Source organism: Arthrobacter pityocampae (genome assembly GCF_002927275.1).
In the GTDB taxonomy this organism is placed as follows: domain Bacteria; phylum Actinomycetota; class Actinomycetes; order Actinomycetales; family Micrococcaceae; genus Arthrobacter_D; species Arthrobacter_D pityocampae.
On sequence record NZ_PRKW01000002.1, the window covers coordinates 23,602 to 40,032 of the forward strand.

At 59.9% G+C, this 16,431-nt stretch carries 19 protein-coding genes; 9 read left to right on the top strand and 10 right to left on the bottom strand.

Annotated features, from left to right (window positions below; all coding sequences use genetic code 11):
* Nucleotides 1–97: 97 nt before the first annotated feature.
* The gene (locus C4K88_RS03990) at nucleotides 98–475 is read right to left on the bottom strand and encodes a hypothetical protein (protein ID WP_146065607.1); all 378 of its coding nucleotides are present in this window, start codon (nucleotides 473–475) and stop codon (nucleotides 98–100) included.
* A 32-nt stretch (nucleotides 476–507) separates the two neighbouring features.
* Here C4K88_RS03990 and C4K88_RS03995 point away from each other — a divergent pair, with 32 nt between their 5' ends.
* The 5 genes from C4K88_RS03995 (at nucleotide 508) to C4K88_RS04005 (ending at nucleotide 7,744) form a co-directional block, all read left to right on the top strand.
* Entirely contained in the window at nucleotides 508–1,005 is a 498-nt protein-coding gene (locus C4K88_RS03995) for a DNA/RNA non-specific endonuclease (RefSeq protein ID WP_277621632.1), read from the top strand.
* Nucleotides 1,006–1,334: 329 nt separating this feature from the next.
* Nucleotides 1,335–2,252 (top strand): radical SAM protein, encoded by a 918-nt coding sequence (locus tag C4K88_RS04000; protein ID WP_104120358.1) that lies wholly within the window; start codon nucleotides 1,335–1,337, stop codon nucleotides 2,250–2,252.
* 1 nt (nucleotide 2,253) lies between these two features.
* Nucleotides 2,254–2,742 carry a DUF6375 family protein gene (locus C4K88_RS17070; protein WP_146065608.1) on the top strand — a complete coding sequence of 163 codons (489 nt, stop codon included), beginning with the start codon at nucleotides 2,254–2,256 and terminating at the stop codon, nucleotides 2,740–2,742.
* On the top strand, nucleotides 2,742–6,788 hold the full coding sequence (locus tag C4K88_RS17075; RefSeq protein WP_146065609.1) for an NACHT domain-containing protein: 4,047 nt from the start codon (nucleotides 2,742–2,744) through the stop codon (nucleotides 6,786–6,788). Before C4K88_RS17070 ends, C4K88_RS17075 begins: the two co-directional genes overlap by 1 nt.
* A 371-nt stretch (nucleotides 6,789–7,159) precedes the next feature.
* Nucleotides 7,160–7,744, top strand: a complete 585-nt coding sequence (locus C4K88_RS04005; RefSeq protein ID WP_438502324.1) for a recombinase family protein — start codon at nucleotides 7,160–7,162, stop codon at nucleotides 7,742–7,744.
* Here the strand turns inward: C4K88_RS04005 and C4K88_RS04010 are convergent.
* Together C4K88_RS04010 and C4K88_RS04015 are read right to left on the bottom strand one after the other, a co-directional pair.
* The gene (locus C4K88_RS04010; RefSeq protein ID WP_104120360.1) at nucleotides 7,741–8,250 is read right to left on the bottom strand and encodes a GNAT family N-acetyltransferase; all 510 of its coding nucleotides are present in this window, start codon (nucleotides 8,248–8,250) and stop codon (nucleotides 7,741–7,743) included. The genes C4K88_RS04005 and C4K88_RS04010 overlap by 4 nt on opposite strands.
* A 50-nt stretch (nucleotides 8,251–8,300) precedes the next feature.
* On the bottom strand, nucleotides 8,301–9,023 hold the full coding sequence (locus tag C4K88_RS04015) for a class I SAM-dependent methyltransferase (protein WP_104120361.1): 723 nt from the start codon (nucleotides 9,021–9,023) through the stop codon (nucleotides 8,301–8,303).
* 183 nt (nucleotides 9,024–9,206) lie between these two features.
* Here C4K88_RS04015 and C4K88_RS04020 point away from each other — a divergent pair, with 183 nt between their 5' ends.
* The gene (locus C4K88_RS04020; protein WP_206604345.1) at nucleotides 9,207–9,593 is read left to right on the top strand and encodes a YunG family protein; all 387 of its coding nucleotides are present in this window, start codon (nucleotides 9,207–9,209) and stop codon (nucleotides 9,591–9,593) included.
* Between the two features lie 24 nt (nucleotides 9,594–9,617).
* Here the strand turns inward: C4K88_RS04020 and C4K88_RS17080 are convergent, their stop codons facing one another.
* Complete coding sequence (locus C4K88_RS17080; RefSeq protein WP_146065610.1) at nucleotides 9,618–10,265, bottom strand: hypothetical protein; 648 nt, start codon at nucleotides 10,263–10,265, stop codon at nucleotides 9,618–9,620.
* A gap of 118 nt (nucleotides 10,266–10,383) precedes the next feature.
* Nucleotides 10,384–10,806, bottom strand: coding sequence for a hypothetical protein (locus C4K88_RS04030; RefSeq protein WP_146065611.1), 423 nt, complete (start codon nucleotides 10,804–10,806; stop codon nucleotides 10,384–10,386).
* A gap of 183 nt (nucleotides 10,807–10,989) precedes the next feature.
* Between C4K88_RS04030 and C4K88_RS04035 the strand changes: the two genes are divergently transcribed.
* Nucleotides 10,990–11,403: a VOC family protein gene (locus tag C4K88_RS04035; protein WP_104120365.1), complete on the top strand. Its 414-nt coding sequence runs from the start codon at nucleotides 10,990–10,992 to the stop codon at nucleotides 11,401–11,403.
* 55 nt (nucleotides 11,404–11,458) lie between these two features.
* Here C4K88_RS04035 and C4K88_RS04040 read toward each other — a convergent pair whose 3' ends face one another.
* The 3 genes from C4K88_RS04040 to C4K88_RS04050 all read right to left on the bottom strand — a co-directional run bounded on the left by C4K88_RS04040 (nucleotide 11,459) and on the right by C4K88_RS04050 (nucleotide 13,416).
* Nucleotides 11,459–12,481 (bottom strand): S66 family peptidase, encoded by a 1,023-nt coding sequence (locus tag C4K88_RS04040; protein WP_167398969.1) that lies wholly within the window; start codon nucleotides 12,479–12,481, stop codon nucleotides 11,459–11,461.
* 78 nt (nucleotides 12,482–12,559) lie between these two features.
* The gene (locus C4K88_RS04045; RefSeq protein WP_167398970.1) at nucleotides 12,560–13,015 is read right to left on the bottom strand and encodes a GNAT family N-acetyltransferase; all 456 of its coding nucleotides are present in this window, start codon (nucleotides 13,013–13,015) and stop codon (nucleotides 12,560–12,562) included.
* A gap of 44 nt (nucleotides 13,016–13,059) precedes the next feature.
* On the bottom strand, nucleotides 13,060–13,416 hold the full coding sequence (locus C4K88_RS04050; protein ID WP_104120368.1) for a nucleoside triphosphate pyrophosphohydrolase family protein: 357 nt from the start codon (nucleotides 13,414–13,416) through the stop codon (nucleotides 13,060–13,062).
* 72 nt (nucleotides 13,417–13,488) lie between these two features.
* Here C4K88_RS04050 and C4K88_RS04055 point away from each other — a divergent pair, with 72 nt between their 5' ends.
* Together C4K88_RS04055 and C4K88_RS04060 are read left to right on the top strand one after the other, a co-directional pair.
* Complete coding sequence (locus tag C4K88_RS04055) at nucleotides 13,489–14,082, top strand: GNAT family N-acetyltransferase (RefSeq protein ID WP_104120369.1); 594 nt, start codon at nucleotides 13,489–13,491, stop codon at nucleotides 14,080–14,082.
* 52 nt (nucleotides 14,083–14,134) lie between these two features.
* Complete coding sequence (locus C4K88_RS04060) at nucleotides 14,135–14,794, top strand: nucleoside/nucleotide kinase family protein (RefSeq protein WP_206604346.1); 660 nt, start codon at nucleotides 14,135–14,137, stop codon at nucleotides 14,792–14,794.
* Between the two features lie 91 nt (nucleotides 14,795–14,885).
* Here the strand turns inward: C4K88_RS04060 and C4K88_RS04065 are convergent, their stop codons facing one another.
* Together C4K88_RS04065 and C4K88_RS04070 are read right to left on the bottom strand one after the other, a co-directional pair.
* Nucleotides 14,886–15,773: a hypothetical protein gene (locus C4K88_RS04065; RefSeq protein ID WP_146065612.1), complete on the bottom strand. Its 888-nt coding sequence runs from the start codon at nucleotides 15,771–15,773 to the stop codon at nucleotides 14,886–14,888.
* A 244-nt stretch (nucleotides 15,774–16,017) separates the two neighbouring features.
* Nucleotides 16,018–16,371 (bottom strand): tetraspanin family protein, encoded by a 354-nt coding sequence (locus C4K88_RS04070; protein ID WP_146065613.1) that lies wholly within the window; start codon nucleotides 16,369–16,371, stop codon nucleotides 16,018–16,020.
* Between the last annotated feature and the right edge of the window lie 60 nt (nucleotides 16,372–16,431).

Below are 16,431 nucleotides of genomic sequence, written 5' to 3' on the forward strand. Positions count from 1 at the left end.
GAACTCCGACAAGTTCTGCCCATTGTGTCAGGTGTTGCGTTTGAGTACACCCTGCGTAGCACGGGCCGCACGTAGGACAAGCCCTCAACGTGCTCCGTCAGGTGCTGGGTAGAGCGTCAACGACTTCGGTTGTAATGGCGGTCCATGAATTGACGGTGCTGGCCGGGATGTCGTTATAGCCCTTGAGGGCGGTGGTTTGTTCTCCGAGGAGGAGCCCGGTGGTGGTGTCGACGATGATGTCCTGACGGCTCGCGGTGTCTGGTGATTCCAGCCCTATCGCGGTCCCTATCCGGCCGTCGAGGGTGGCTTGCTGCTCGGTGACCTCGACTTCGTCGATGAGGACCATGGCCTCGTACAGGGTTGCGCGTAGTTCGCCTGGTACTGCTCCTGTGCGGAGGAAGTTGGCGATGGAGGAAAAGGCTCGCGCGTCCTGTGATTCCTCACCGCTTGGGTTGCGTTTCTTAATCAGGTTCAAGAGATTCTGCGGGTCGCGGGAGACCGTGCTGATTGCTTCGTCCCGCTGCCCCGTCGGCCGCGAAGTTCAACCAGGGTATGGAGCTCTGGTTGGGTCTGGAGTCCTACCTGCTCGAGAACGCCGCCGACAATGGGCGGCGGCTGATCGTGTTCACGGGGCCGATTTTCAGCGACGTCGATCCCGCGTATCGGGGTGTGGGGATCCCGCTGCGCTACTTCAAAGTCGCGGTGTTCCTGCAGGAAGGGGCATTGGCGGCGACCGGGTACGTCGTGGACCAGACACCGCAGCTCGCTGACCTGAACGACGTACCAAAGCCTGGCACTGTTGGGGATGACGCGCCACCGTTGGGCCCGTTCCGGACCTTCCAGGTGGGGATTCGCGACTTCGCCACGCTCACTGGGCTCGAGCTCGAGCAGCTGGTTGAGGTTGATCGGATGCCAATCGCCGCGGCCCTAGTCAGCGCGCGCGTGAACTCCGCTTGGCGGGAGCTCTCCAGCCCAGAATGCCTCAACTTCGACCTCAGAGGCTGATCACGACGCCCGGACGGTGCCGTCATCGTCGCTGTTCTTACGGGTTAGTGAGGGAGCCTTCAACGCCCCTCCGGGCAGTTGGCGTCGACGAGTCATCGGGACATCCTTTTGAAGGAGGAGCAGCTTAGGAGCGGTAATCATCACTCTGGCCGCTCGCTCCCTGAACGAGTTCAGCCGGTCAGCCGAGGTCTGCAGACCTTTAGCGTACGCTCTATTCATGCTGGAGATCCGTGTTGTCGGCAAACCAAGAGAGCGCTCGGACCACCCTTGCCTTCGCGAGGGACGGGTTCTTGAGTGGCAAGGCTCCGTCGTTTGTTGGAGCGTAGTGAATGCCTGAGCAACGCAGGCATTGGAAGTCCCGATCGACTGAGCACGGTGTTCACTTCTTCCAACGGCAGACAGGGATCAACCTACTTCTCGAGGAACTGAAGTTGCCGGAACAGACGTGGGCAGTTGCCCCGAGATATGTCTCGGTCGCTCTCACGAATGCATGCGAACTCAAATGTCCTTATTGCTACGCTGCTAAGAGACCTGCCAGGTTAGGGGCTCGAGAGACTAGCGCTTGGTTAAAGGAATTGGACCGAGGCGGTTGCTTAGGCGTGGGCTTTGGTGGCGGAGAACCTACGCTTCACTCTGAGTTCTCAACGATATGCCAGACAACGGCGATTGAGACTGACATGGCTGTCTCATTCACTACGCATGGACACCGCATTACTGAAGAGCTAGCGACGCAGCTTCGAGGGTACGTTCACTTCATTCGAGTGTCGGTTGATGGCATTGGGGCAACGTACGAGAAAAATCGGGGGCGTACTTTCGATGACCTGCAAAGAAGAATCGACCTGATCGCGGGCATTTGCCGATTTGGCATCAACGTCGTCGTCACTGATCAGACCGCCTGGGAGCTAAATTCTCTGCTGGATTATGCAGAGCGGTGGGGCGCCGAAGAGCTTCTCTTGCTTCCGGAACAAGGAACCGCAGGTCGGTCCGGAATTGGTGAGTTGGCGTACGCTGAGATGATTCGTTGGCTAGCTAGTCATCGCCGATCAAACATCAGAGTCGGCATCTCTAGAATGGCAGACCTCTCTGGAGTTTCTATTGCTGATGCATTCCCTATGGAAGATCGTCTTTCCGCACACGCCCATATAGATGCGAACGGGGGGCTCAGAACTGATGCTTTCACACAAAAAAGAATCCCAATCCGAGAATCGGTTATTGAAGCTCTGAGGGAATTACGCGAGGCGGTATAACATGAGGATTTGGCAAGGGTACGGATCAGAGCATTCATACAGTATGGTGCTCGTCGGTAGATTCGCCAATATTGAGAAGGCGAGAACGGCGGAGTCCTTGATCAACAAGCTATCCAAGGCCGCCGACAGCCTGGTTTCGGCTCAAAAGCCTACTTGGCACGACCCGTCGCCCCTGCCTGACGAATCCTTTTGGACCTTCCTTCGAGAGATCGGTCTCTTTGATCTAACCCTCGGGGAAGTTGAGCAGTTCGGCTATGACCACACTATTACTCGAAAAGCGGATAGGATTGAGATCAGTACGGACGAAGGTGACATCCAAGGTCTGCTTAAGGCAATGATCTCTGGCGGCGCGCGAGTAGAAATTTATTCAAGACATGACTGGGAGTCGTCTTTGGTTGATGAACTCACTGAAGAAGTGAATCATCTGCGGGCAGGAATGCTACCCGACGATGACGAGCATGAGCGCCTGTCTATCCCATCAGAGGATTAATGAGCGCAATAAGTCCCATCTCGATTGATTGGCAGGCGTTCGTCTCCCTGGAAGGGGCCCCAACCCGCAACTTCGAAACGCTTTGCCGCGCTATCGTGATGCGGCGATTCCAACAGTACGGGGTTTTGAGTAATTACAGGAACCAAGCTGGCGTCGAGTTCACTCTGCGCGTGAACGCAGAAGGTGAGCTTGGTCTACCTGGTCGTGTGTGGGGCTGGCAGTGCAAGTGGTATTATCCCTTGCCGCAATCGAGAGCCTTGAGCCCCACACGAAAAAAAGAAATTACCGAGGCAGTGACCAAAGCCGAGGAATCAGACGAAGGCATTACAGACTTCGTTCTTTGCCTCCCGCTTCGGCCAAAATCTGGGGACATCAAGTGGTACTACGCGTTGTCAACTTCCATGACATTGCACCTTTGGGCCGATGAGGATTTCGAGGCGCATCTAGTTGGCGCTGCGGCAGAACTTCGGAGTACCTTTTTCGGCGAACTTGTTTTGTCACTCCAAGATGTTTCCGACGCCCACATGCGATCTGTTGCGCCAATTCGAGATCGATGGTTCCGAGAAGTTCACACAGAGAGCGCAACCGAGAAGGAACTAAACCTCCTCCTCCTGCGTCCCGGAAGCATGCCACAGTTGAGCTCCCACGCCGAACGACTGGCCTCCCTAGCTGATGGGATGTCCCTCACAAGAGTCCACGGCCTTGACAATGACGCGGTGGAAGCCCTCGGTACGTTCACCTCCGACGTGGTCGAGCTCGGTAGCCACTTCCAGGAGCTGTCTCAAGACGTCCAGGCCGGGAATTTGGAGCAGTTCGCGCTGCAGATTAGCCGGTTCTGGAACCCAGACACTCCAATCTCCCGCGTTCGGAGCCTTGGACGATCCCTACGCAAAATTAGATCTGCTTCAGCACTTGATGTCGCAGCGGCAGAGATCGAAGTCGTCCGGGCACTCCAGTTTAGAGATGAGCTCCTTCAAGCGACGTCTCCCAGCGTCATAGCGATCGTTGGGGACGCAGGAAAAGGTAAGACACAGTTAGCTGCTGAAATAACGGGATCCGACAAGTCACGACCTGGAGTCTTCATCCGCGCCGTCCACTTGGCGGCCGGGGCAGGACTGGACGAGCTTACGAAACGCATTCCTCGCCTCGGATTAGATACTTTCGACGATCTGATCCGCGCCGCCGACGCGCTCGGTCAACGTGCTGGTTATCGAGTACCGATTGTTATCGACGGGCTCAATGAATCCCAGCGGCCCTCGGACTGGAAAGCGCTACTGGACGAAGTGGTCCCGCACATAAAGGACTATCCAAACGTGGTACTAATTCTAACTATGCGGGGTGCAGTGCTAGAAGAATGCCTCCCGTCAAACATTGTAACGCTGGAACTCGACTGGGACGACGCAGCAAGCGGCCGGCTCACAAGCGCATACTTCAACCATTACAAAATCGACCGTGGGCGACTTCGTGTCCCGCGCGAGTTGTTCAAGTCACCTCTTTTCCTGAAGCTATACTGCGAAGCGACGAACTCCGATCGCGAACACCAGGTAGGGCCGGAAAAATATCCCAGCTCTCTTGCGGAGGTGTTCGAGCTTTATGTGGATACTGTGGCTGCACGCCTCCGAAATCAGTCTGGTCATCCAGCACTTCCCCAAGCACATATTGAAAGAAAGCTCGCAGATCTCTCCCAAGCCATATGGGCTGGGAGCCGCAGAACAATCCCTTACGACGAAGCAAAGCTTCTACTGGACGAGTCAAATGTCGACTGGGATCACAGCCTTCTGCGTCGGCTGGAAGAAGAAGGCATCCTGTACCGAGATGACAGCGAGGGGATCAGACATGAGCAATCGGGCATTCTTTACGACGCGTTGGCCGGCCACCTCGTTGCGGACAGCATTCTTTCGTCGGTTGCAGCCAGAGACCGAACTGAACTCCTCGGCGATGCGTCCTTATGGGCCCGTATTTCTGGTGCAGGCACGCAGAGGCACGAGCTTGCCGACGATGTTCTCCATTCCTTGGTTGCACTCGTTCCGCGGCGCAGCTACAAACAGCAGCTCTGGAAGTTCGCACCGGAAGACGCCCGAGATCACGCCCTCATTCAGACGCTGTTGCTGGAGTCAGATCTCGTAGACGATGACACGATCCATGAGTTGGCGCCCCTGATCCGTCGCTGGCAGCAGCGCGCAGGTCGTTCCTCTCCCTGGACAGCGTTGTGGCAGATCGCCGACAGCCCCAAACACCGCCTGAATGGCAGGTTCCTCAACAAGGTGCTGTACGGACAAGATATTACTGAGCGGGATCTCAGCTGGTCCGAATGGATTAGATCGAACACGGAGCTGCTGATCAACCAACTCCAACGCTGGGACTCCGAATGGCTAAATCGGACCTTGCGCAGCGATGCCGATGACCTTCGGGCCCTCTCCGTAGCTTGGCTTCTCACCTCCACTGACCGGAGATTGCGGGACAACGCGACGAGGACCCTCAAATGTTTTGGATCTCCCGAACCTGCCCGCCTCTGCCAGCTTGCGACCTCTCTCCTAGACGTGAACGATCCTTACGTTATCGAACGCGTATTAGCAGCAGTCTTCGGTGCGCTTACCGACCACCAAATGCCGGAGCAGACCAGCTCTCTGATACCTTCGTTGCGCGTGCTACTCAAGCGACTCGATGAGAAGTTTTTGAGTCCAGATGCTCTTGACCCGACATGGAACATCAACATTCGAAGCTACGTTGAAGGTCTAATCGAATACGCAACTAAGCTTCAGCCTGATGCGTTGCCGTCTGAGCTGGACCCTGCAACGTATAGCTTCAAGTCTGCCGAGAAGCCCATTCCTTCTCTGAACGAGGATGACGAAGGTTACGAAGCGGACCATGCGATGCACATGGACTTTTCCAACTACACCTTGGGTTACCTGTACCCCAATCGGCGCAACTACGACTTCGAGCACAGTGAGTACGCGGTGGGCGCAGGAGAGGTTCGTAGAAGAATCTGGGACCTCGGTTGGCGTAAAACGAAATTTGGATCTATTGACAAGGAAATTTCGGCATTATCCTACGCACGCCGCGATCAGCGTGATGCCGCAGAACGCTATGGCAAGAAGTACGGTTGGATCGCGTACTTTGAACTTGCTGGCCGCAGGCACAGTCAAGGTAGTCTACGTTCCTCCCCCTGGGACACCTACAGGGGGATCACTCCAGACATAGACCCAACGTTCCCCAAGCAACCGATCGAGCTGTCCGTCGAATTGCCGCCCTGGAGCGCTTCCAACCCAGAGCTCTCAACGGCCGATTGGGTGCGGGGCGGGGAAATAGACATACCAGACAAGTTACTCAAATCCCAGAGCCTTACCCCGGACAACGCGGAGTTCGTCCTCGTAGAAGGACACCTGGAGCATAAGTCAGACAATGGTAGGACAGTTTGGGGCTTTGCTCGGGCATTTTTAGTAGACGCAGAATACGCAGAGCGCGTCGTTCGATTCCTAGCTTCTGAGGAGTACCTGGGAAATGACCTCATACCTCGCTGCCCATCCCCGGCAGACTGCTTCGCTGGGGAAATGCCTTGGAGTCGGAACTTCCAAATCTCCCCTTCTGATGAAGACTTCGCCACCGCGTTTCAGGATTCGATAAAAATATCAGACGGCACCGATATTCCTATCGAGCTCCTCGCGCAGAACTACACAGCTTCAGGATATGAGTCTAACGTGGGACTGCGCGCAGGTGACTTCAACATTCCCTCGATCGAGATTTGCAAAAGCTCATCTCTTTACCGAACTGCGCCTGGACTCGACTTCATCGATCAGCACGGAAGACTTGCCAGCGTCACCCGACGTGCACCCAAGGGATGGTCCGGCGACGTTATGTACCTGCGACAGGACCTCCTTGCTGCATACGCTCAGGATCGAAAACTCATTCAGATAGTTTGGGGTGAACGACAGCCCTCGATGGAGCTTTTTTCGCCTCCACCCCAATGGGCTTCTCATGTTTTCCAAACCCACGCAGATTTATGGCGGAAAATCCACGTCTCTCAATTAAAGCCGGAATCGACATAGTTTATTCCGAAGCACTCAACATAATTCTTCTCAGTCAAGCGATAGTCGACCATGCACAGGCTGGCTTGTTTTCTTAGATAGTCGATTCCAATTCCTGGAAGAGTCTAGCGAAGCAGGCAGATCGGCATTAGAAAGGCAGATCGCCATATGGCCCGCCCGATATAATGCTCCGTGCACGTCTCATATACGGAAACTGAGTCGGACTGTGAGCATCCAGGGCGTCTCAGCAAAGGATCCTTTGACTGGACCGACGGCAAGGTCCGACCACCGATCGGCAGACTTCAGCATCGGCGGGGGAGTGGCCAACCGCGTCGCGTCCCAACAATGTGTCTCACTCCATGTATTCTCAGAAACAAGGAAACGAGCCTTTGATGAGTGCACGAGGAGTCGGCATGGGAAGTATCGGGTATGCCAGGGTCAGCACACTGGAGCAGAACGCCGATTTGCAGCACGCAGCGCTCTCGGCGGCCGGCTGTGATCGGATTTTTACCGATCACGGGGTGAGTGGGATGCGGGCGAGTCGGCCCGAGCTGGACAAGCTCCTGGAGCATCTCCGGGCAGGGGATGAGGTGGTGGTGTGGAAGCTGGACCGGTTGGGACGCAACACCCGGAACCTGCTGGCCCTGATCGATGACCTCGAGCAGCGGGGCGTGCATTTCCGGAGCGTTACCGAGGGGATCAGCACGACCGGTCCCATGGGTCGGGCGATGCTGACGGTGATGTCCGCCTTTGCGCAGCTCGAGCGCGACCAGCTGGCCGAGCGGACCAGAGCGGGCATGGCCGCGGCCGCCGAACACGGGCGGAAAGCCGGCCGCCGAGAGGTCACCGCCGATCACGCGAAGGTCAGGCGAGCCCAGGAGTTGAAGGCGCAGGGTTTGGCGCCGGCGGATATCGGGAAGATCATCGGGGCGAGCCGAGCCACGGTGTACCGGTACCTCAGCATCGAAGCAGGCTAATCCGCCGGCACACGCTCGGGCCCGGCGGCCGGCCGGGTCATCGTGATGACTTCCCATTCCTCATCTCTGTAGGGGATGTGCGAGGCAGTGCCGGTGCTGGTGAAGCCCAGGCTTTCGTACAACTGAATCGCCGGGCGGTTGCGAGCGATGACGCCCAGGGTCATGACAGGGATGGTGGAGGTCTCGAAGCCGCGGCGCACGACGCCGTCGACCAGGGACCGGCCGGCGCCGCGGCCTCGGAGGCCCGGGTCCACGATGATGAACCCGATCCGCATCAGCCCGGCATCCTCATCGATCAGTAGTGACGCATGCCCCATAAGCGTGTGGGAGTCACCATCGATCGCGGACCAGTAGGTCCTCTGCGGGTTCCCCGCATAGGTCAGCAGCTGGTCGAGGGTTAGTGGCCAGGTGAACGTCGGACCCGACCACAGGACCATGTCCCGGTCGTTTCCCACCCAGCCGAGGATCGTCCGCAGATCCTCTGGTGTCGTTGGGCGGAACTCCATTCGGCGAATATATCGGACACCAGCATCCGGGCGCGCCCGTCGGGGACGGGTTATCGGGCTCGAGCGACAAGGACGATCAGGGGACTGGTGTCGGTGAAGGGGGTGCGGTCCCAGTCCCCGTACGTCGCGTCGATCTCGAAACCGGCCCTGTGCAGCTGCTCCTGGAGCAGCTGGCGGCTGCGAAACGTCAGAACCAGGGACTCCGTCACGGTGTCCCCGGTCTCCGCGAACCGGTTGTGAAAGGTCAGCTCGATGATCCCTGGCGCGGTCTCTGACACGTCCTGCCACTCGGTCAACGGGCCATGCGGGGTGTCCCTCGTGGTCCGTCCCTGTGCTGCCCAGCCGTCCCATGCCCGTGCCGCAGGGTTGCGGCTCTCGAAGGCAAGCGTCCCGCCCTTCGTCAGTGACTGCCGCAGGTTCAGGAGGGTGCGCTCCCACTGGCCCCCGGGAATGTGCTGAGCGACGTTGCCCGTCATCACTGCATAGTCGAACCCGTCTCGGGGGATGGTGCTGCTATCGCCGAGGATCCACTCGACATCCTCGGCCCCCGGTCGGCGTTGCGCGTAGGCGAGCATCGCCGGCGATGGGTCGATCCCCACGACATCCCGGCCATCACCAGGGAAGGTGACGGTCAGGATGCCCGTCCCGCAGCCCAGATCCAGGACCGAGTGAGCGGAGACGTCATCGGCAAGAGCCCGATAGAAGGCGTGGTCCGGCCCATCGGGGTTGTCCTGGTCGTAGAGGTCAACGAGGCGCTGATCGTAGTCATTCACACAGCAGAGGCTATAGCGACCAACGCGATGAGCCCTCGCCGCTGCCAGGCCGCGTGGCCCCGCGCCAGACGTCGATCCCGGTGCGGACGCTTCCGTCGTGTAAGAAGATGTCTGTCCGGGAGCGTTGGTGCGCTGGCCAACTAATTCGTCGCGATGGAGCTGGTACCTCGGTACGCTGTCGCAGTGACCCATACCTTGGTTGAGCTCGAGCGGGCCTTCCGTGTGTCCTGGAGTGCGGAGACGACTTGTCTCGACGCGGGAAGCCTCACGAGATGGCACCCGGACAATGCCGCACATGGCCAGTGCGGGCCTACTGCTCTGGTGGTGCAGGACCTGCTCGGCGGTGATCTGCTCGTCGCTGACGTGAGCGGTGGCGACGAGGACGACGAAGTTCACTACTGGAACCGGTTCCCCGGTGGGCTGGAGATCGACCTCACGCGGGAGCAATTCACGGATCACCGCATCATCGGGGAGCCCCGGGTTGTCGTCCGACCTCCGGGCGGGCCCCGAGCATACGTCAATGAGTATCACCGGCTTCGCGCGAGTGTGCTTTCCATCCTTAACCTCTGATCAGCCGGCTTGGTCAAGGATGCTTCAGCGGGATTGGATGGCTGGGACTGTTTGTCCGTTGGGAAGGGCCAGGCTTTCCACGACGGTCCCGTCTGCCAACCGCACGCCCTCGAGATCCAAGGTCACCCCTTTGTCTGTGACTCCGCTGGACCAGTCATAGGCGTAGGTCATCCCATCGGGGAGCTCACCGAGCTCATCTTCGGCGAGGTAGTCGATAGTAAACGGGGCATCCCGTGCAGCTTCCTCGCACACCTCGAACAATCCATCCGGATGAACCATGCCGAGGAGGGTCGTGCTGTCCGGTGCGGTGGTGACACCGGAAATGATGTACCCGGGGGGAAGCTCATCGCGTGACTGCGGACTTTCTTGCCCGGCAGCTCTGGAGGCCTCCCGTTGTTCTACGCTCTGCAGGGCGGAGCATGCGCTTACTGCCTCCACCGCTGGGGCGGATCCTTCCGGGGCAGGAGCCTCATTCGACGACGGTAGAAGCGTGAGTCCACCGAAGACGCAGGCGATCAGTACCCCGCCGAGCAGGAGGCCCCGCCGGTCCGGGCGTACCGGTTCCTTGCTGATACGAGGATCCGGGTCCTCTGCTTCCCTGACTCCCAGATCCACGATCTGGATATTCGTAGGCTGCGCCCGGCTGTCTGCGCCGTCGAACTCGTTCCCCATATTCTCGACCCTACGTTTCAACACTCGCCTCAGACCCCCGAGGAGCAACGTGTCCCTCGATCAGCTCTCAACCGCCACGTGCCGAAGGGGGTTCCTCCACGGACAGATCGGCGCGGTCCTATCGGATGAGGATGTTGGTCTGTACTTCGGCCCAGTTGTCGCGCTGTAGATTTTCGCTGTCGTAGGAGTCGGTGACCAGCGTCATTTGAGGCAGGTCTGTGTTTCTACCCGGAGTGACAGTGATTAGTTGACCGTTACCGCTGCCGCAGCCTCCGATGAAGTCAGAGTCCACGACGGCGTATGCACAGTAGCCTTTCTCGTTGTTCATTGTCCCTATGAAGTACGCGACTTGATCCTGCTCCGCGACCTTCCTGACCGAGTCGATGTTCACGCTTTCATCAACCACGACATCAGGCAGCCGGTCCTGAGCAGTTGCCTCTCGGTCCAAAGCAGCGATACCGTAGTCAGCGCTGCTACAAGCGCTGACTAAGGCCAGGGCTGAGATCAGTGCTGTTGCTGTTGCCATCTGGTTGAAGCGCACGATCGCCCTCTCAATAGCCGTCAAAAGCATTACCTGGTGACGACGCTACCAATGGACCTAGTTACATCTGATACGCGTCCGGAAGCGCAACAGCACCGTTACCAGGAGGGATGAGTGTGTGACCGCTTCGCCCCGGACACGCGATCCTGGTGAAAGACCGTCAGGGGCGATTAGCCTCGCCCCATGACCGCATACCCGCAACTGCTCCACACGGTCCTCGACACGACCGATGTTCGAGAACTGGCGGAGTTCTACCGTCAACTCCTCGGACTCCAATACCGGCCAGGAGACGAACCTCCCACCGAGGGTCAGGTCGATGACGCCGAATGGTTAGTGTTGACCGACGCCCACGGCCTCCGGAAACTCGCTTTCCAGCACGTCGATCACCTGAAGCGGACAACCTGGCCCGCACCTGATGTGCCGATGCAGATGCACCTCGACCTCACCGTTCCTGACCGGGAAACACTCGCCGATCAACATTCCAGGGCATTGGTCCTGGGAGCTGAGCTCCTCTTCGACCGCACGGACGATCCCGATGAGCCGTTGTACGTCTACACCGACCCAGCCGGTCATCCGTTCTGCATCTTTGTAGCCTGAAGCAGACTTGAGTCCATCCGGTGCGTTCAGCAGGCGATCGTTTTACGAGACGCAGTTAGTCCACGAGGTGTTGAACGATCGTTCCTTGGCCGTCGTGGAGCTGGACGTCCGCGAGGGCACCGTTGACCAGTGGCATCTGTGGGGGTTGGTGGCCGATGTCGAAGTCGAAAATGACCGGTATGCCCAGGTCGCCGAGTGCTCGATCCACCGCTTGTGCCTGGGTGAGATCACTGGTTCCTTCAGCACTGTTGCGGCCGATGAGGATGCCGGAGGCATGCCGGAACCAGCCTGCTAGCCGTAGGGACCAGAGCATGCGCAGTACGGATGGTGCATCGGAGCCGGACGACTCGAGATAGACGATCAGCCCTTCTGGTGCGTGGCGTTTAGCGAAGCCGGGGACGTCTCCAAAGCGTGAGCCGGCAAGAAAGGAAACCGTTTCCAGGCACCCTCCGATCAGTCGTCCCCGCATACTGACGGGTTCACCGTCCAGCGACCGCCATCGGGTCGGGGTTTCGTAGGCGGATTCGCGGTCCAGGGGTTCATCGTTCCAGTCGACCCAGGGGCGTGAGCGGCGGTAAGGAGCGGAGCGCTGCGTGAAGGATTCGCCCTCGGCCAGGCCGGCGATGTCCGTCCAGCGCCGGAACTGTGTTGGTAACTCCCAGGGCTCATCCATCAGGTTGGCGCCGTGGAGCGTGGCCATGCCGGTGAGGATGGTGAGTGGCACCAGCAGAGTTGAAATGTCCGACCAGCCGACGAACCAGGTTTCGGCCTCCGCGATAGCAGTCCAGTTGAGGTCTTCGATGAGTTCGATGGCGAGCTTCCCGCCCCAGGGCGGTAGCACCGCACCGGCTCCGACGAAAGCCACTTCTAGATCCGTTGCGCGCTCCTGCGCGGTAGCGGGCGCGAGCCCTCCGATGGTGGCGTGGGCGCGCAGGTGCGGGTCGAAACCCTGGCGGGTCAGCGAGGTAATGGCGGCGTGCAACCGCTCATGCAAAGCATCGGGAACACCCATCGAAGGCGCGGGGATCTCGATTCGCCCGCCACTTTGAAGCGGCCTGGGGTAACGCACGGCAACCATCACCCAAAGGTAGCAATCCATGCACATCCCCCGTTTCTCTCACCGGGGAAGGACGAACTGCGCCAGCCAGCCGATCCATCAGCGGGTCGCTGCGAAGAGGATGAGGTTGGATTGTCCATCGTCGGCCGCGACGCCGTGGATCTCGGGGAAGGCACCGAGGGGGTGGAAACCGAATGCCTCATGGAGCTGGATGGATGCGGTGTTGTGCTCGTTGGCGAAATAGTAGGCGCGGTCGGTGTGAGACCAGATCCATTCGAGGCGCGCCCGCGTGAGTGCGGATCCGATGCCGCGGCGGCGGTGAGCTGGTGCGACCAGGACCCCGCCGAGGTAGTGGCCGGCAGGGACGTCACCGTCGCCTTGCTTATGGAAATGAGTCTTGGCGGCGCCGACCAGCTCCCCGTTTACTTCTGCAATCACCACCAATCGTCCTGGAGTTGCCACAAACACACGAGGGCTCCAGCTGTCACGGCCGCTGGCCGTACTGATGTCGCCTACCTGTTCGACATCGGCCACAGTTGCCTCGCGGATGAGCACTTGCTCTGCCTCCCGACCGTCTGCGCCCACCGTCGGGTCGATCCTCAGTGGGAGGAAACCTTGTCAGGTGGCGTCTGGCCGCTGTCGCTGGCGTCGTCCGGCAGCCACACCAGCCACTTGTCGTGAATAGCCGCGTCCAGATCGACGTCGTGACGCCGAGCCAACAGCAGCACCTGACCAAGAACATCGGCCAGCTCGGAGCGGAAGGCTGCCTCGATCTGCGCGGGCGTCAGCCCTTTGTGGCGTGCTTGCCCGGTCTTCATCAGATAGGCCTGGGTGAGTTCGCCGACCTCCTCGTGCAGCTTCAGCATGAACCAGGCATCGTCCCTCTCGATGCCGTTCCGCTGCGCGTAACGGCGTGAGACTTCCTCAACCTGGCGGGAGCACTGCTCAATATCCATGCGCACACCCTACGGGTGGCCACACCGCGACGGTGCGACGCCCCGCCACGGGGTATGGGCCATCCTTGAACCATGGAACTGCACACCGATCGGCTCGTGCTTCGCGACTACACCCTCGAGGACTTCGCCGCCGTGCATGCTTTCGCCTCCGACCCTCGGATCGCCACATACGTGGATTGGGGACCCAATACCGAGCACGACACTCACCACTTCCTGGAAACGTGCGTGAGCTCCCAACAGGTGGTGCCCCGAACAGAGTTCTCCCTCGCCATCACGCTCCCCTGTGGGACACCGTTCGGGTCAGTGGGTCTCACTGTGGACGAGCAGCACCACGGTCACCTCGGCTACGTCGTCGGGGCCGAGGACTGGGCGAAGGGATACGCCACCGAAGCTGCAGCACGCCTGCTGTCCTACGGTCAGGAAATTCTGATGCTCGAAAGAATCGAAGCCACCTGCAGACCGGCGAACCTCGCGTCGGCGAGAGTTCTGGAGAAGATCGGCATGGATTTGGAAGGGCTACGGCCGAAGGACAAGTTTGTCCGGGGAACATGGAGCGATTCCCTGGTCTTCGCTCGCAATCAGACACTCACGCAACAGATCGCCACCGGGAAAGCGGCAGGGACTAATGGTCCGCGGCCCACGCCGATGACCCGCTACAAGGCGTAAGAGGATCTCGCACCACACGCTACTTGGCACTCACCTCTAGGAGGATCGGAGCATGAGGAAGTTCATGCGCGACCTGGTGGCCAGCATTCTCAGCGCCGTCGGAACCGAGGGCAGGATCGTGGCGATTGACGGTGTCGACGGCAGTGGAAAGACATCGTTCACGGCCAGCCTGGCAGCGGAAGTCCGCCACCGTCCCGTCGTGATCATCCACGTCGATAATTTCCTCAACACCACCCGTGTCAGGCACGCCCGGGGCCGGCACTCACCGGAGGGATTCTGGAAAGATACCTACAACTACCCGGCCTTTCACCAGTACGTGCTCACGCCGCTGGGCCCGAGGGGAGATGGCTGGTACTCGCCGGCTTCCTACGACCCAGTGACGGATCAACCAGCCCCGGCGACATACCTTCACGCCCCACCAGAGGCACTTGTCCTGGTGGAGGGCATGTTCCTACACCGTGACGAACTAGCCGCGTCCTGGGACGCCTCGGTGTACCTCGATGTGCCCTTCACGGAAACCGCGGCACGAATGGCGACCCGGGATGGCAGCAACCCTGACCCGGAGCACCCGACAATGAGCCGGTACGTCCACGGCCAGCGCCTCTACTTCGAAGCCGCGCGACCCTGGGAGCGAGCCACCTTCGTCGTCGACAACAGCGACTTCACCACACCCAAAGTTATTCACCCCGTCGCTGCCCGGACAGACCGCTGAGGGATCCTTCACCGAACGACGCTCATCTCGACTAATCGGCAGCAATGCCGTCAGTCCGCGGTAAGGCCATGGGCTGCTTGGCGCCCATGGCTCATGTCGCCTTAAGCCCTTGCACGCTCCAGTCCGCAGAGTTTACGACCTGCACGCCTTCCTCCGTGTTCAGGATCAATGTTTTGCCTCCGCGCATCGTCGCCGCATCGTAGACGTAGAGGTCCCGGGAACGTCGCTCCAGAACCTCGCCCTCGTTGCTGAAGCGGAGCAGGGAGTGCTCCGCTTCAGAATTCTGGACCGCGACCCAGGTGTTCGTCACCGGGTCGTGGAGGATATGACGGAAGTTCTCATCCATCCTCGCTCGTTCTCGCCCGTCGGAGTCGAGAATGCGTAAGGGCTCTCCGCCCAGCTCGTCGACCACCAAGTGCTCCCCGTCGCTGGCCGCGAACCAGACCGTATTCAGTCCGGTGGAAATTCGGGACCCGAGCGGATCCAGTGAACGATCCAGTAGGCGGCACCAGCCGCCACCTACTGCAAGCGTGAGGTCCGAAGTCAGTGCGATCACCTTCAATGCCCCGCGCAGGGTACGCATTTCCTCCCCGGTCGCTGCCTCCAGCACGCGGGTGGCCCTGCGGAGGTGAGTGACGACCACACGACCTCCGGTGAGGGCAGTCACGGCCTCTATGTTCGTGCGGCTGCGGTCCTGCCACAAACGCTGTCCTGTCAGGTCGTACCCGCACACGCCGTGGCGCTCCCATGCGCTGGCCACCACCACGGGGTGCTCACCGGTCACCAGTGCCCCCCGCCAGCCGCCGGAGCCCCAGACCGTCTCGAATGTGGTGCAGCGCGCACCGCGCACCAGTGACCATACGTCCACGACTCCCTTGGGCCGGGCGGTGACCAGCAGGTCCTCTTCCCACGGTGGTGTGGCCACCTCACGAAGGTCAAGTCCCCATGGAGGACCCCCTACAGGCTCATCGATGATCATGCCGAGGACTCTGCCGGTGGATCTAATAGTGGTCAAGTGCCCATGGAGGTGGTGTACGACGTTCCCCGCGTGATGCTTCGTTTAGTCAAGCTCTCGTTGCCGTGTTGGCTCCCCTGATCGTCGGACTACACCCGAACGTTGAAAAAGCCGCAGTAGCCCGCAAGCGGATCTTTCAGCGTGCTGCAGTGCCCGCGCGCCTCGGGGGCTTCTCAGGGTTCAGGGAACCGGGCATCGTGATGAGGGTTCAGCCCCAGTAGCCGATGGGGTACTCGCGTCCTTTGTTGTCGTGTGGGTTGGTAGGGCGGTCTTCGGCTGTCAGGGTATGGTCCTCGTGCTGGTCGGCATAGGTCCGAGGCCGGTTAATGTCTGCGGCATGGCGACGGCGACCGACGGCAAGAAGGGCGCCTCCGGCGAGAAAGGTGACAGCGCCGATGCCGATCAGCAGGTACGCGCCGACGACAGAGTCACCGGCTTCCCGGTAGGTGATGGCGTTGAGCGCATCGATGCCCAGGACGAGAAGAACGGCAGAGGCGACGAGAACGATTCCTCCGACCACGCTGAGTATCAGTCCTGGCCGAGAGGTCTTCGTGCTGGTCATGAATACCCCTGTGTGGTGTTGCGGTTGAGCGGATCGCTTAGGACGAACCTACGCGCAGCA